At 36.3% G+C, this 878-nt stretch carries 2 protein-coding genes; both read right to left on the reverse strand.

Translation table 11 applies throughout. The features are described 5' to 3' along the window. The coding region (locus tag RTL21_RS08025; protein ID WP_312095075.1) for a molybdopterin-binding protein at positions 1 to 436 on the reverse strand (436 nt) is incomplete at its 3' end. 99 nt (positions 437 to 535) lie between these two features. Then, a partial coding sequence (locus tag RTL21_RS08030) for a CDP-alcohol phosphatidyltransferase family protein (protein WP_312095077.1) occupies positions 536 to 878 on the reverse strand: 343 nt, incomplete at its 5' end.

Genomic DNA, 878 nt, shown 5'->3' on the forward strand with positions numbered 1-878 from the left:
AAAAATGATCGTCCTTTTTCAGAAACATTCCCGGTGCCATCCCGTGGTCATTCGGAAGAACGTCACTTCCTTCTAACACCAATGCTTGTTTTTTATTATTTTCCGTCATGGTACGTTTCGTTTTTATAAAATAGTCTTCAATCGATTGAAGGGCTACTTCATCAAAAACTAGCTCTTTCCCTATATGATTCGCAATTGTTTCTTTCGTTAAATCATCCTTCGTTGGACCAAGTCCTCCGGAAAAAATAAGTAATTGCGCTCGACTTTCAGCAACTTTAATTGCTTCCTTTAAGCGAGCAGCGTTATCTCCAACAACTGTATGATAATAAACATTTACTCCTAAGTCGGCTAAATGCTTGGAAATAAATTGGGCATTTGTATTAGCAATTTGTCCAAGCAATAATTCTGAGCCAACCGCGATAATTTCTGCATTCATCTATTGCTCCCCCTTTTTGTCATTCATGAAGAAAGGACATCTCTTATAAAGCAATATTCGCTTGTCATAAATAGATGTCCTCTTTTTTATTCCTCTATTTTATTTGGATGAAACAAAAGCTTGTTTGTTTTTTGCAAAATAATCCCAACCAGACCAAACAGTAAAGAACAATGCAACCCATAATGCAATTACATCGAGTGGAAGAGATATAAGTTCGAATATCATATTATGTAATAATAGTGCAGAGATAGCAATAATTTGTGCCCACGTTTTTATCTTTCCTAGCATATTCGCAGCAACAACTTCTCCGCCGCCAGCAAGTATTAAACGCAAGCCAGTTACAGCAAATTCTCTACTTATAATGACAATCGTAATCCACACAGATGCCATATCCAATCCAACTAAAACAATTAGTGCAGAAGAAACGAGTAATTTATCTGCT

It is taken from the genome of Niallia sp. (genome assembly GCF_031978665.1).
GTDB lineage: Bacteria > Bacillota > Bacilli > Bacillales > Cytobacillaceae > Niallia.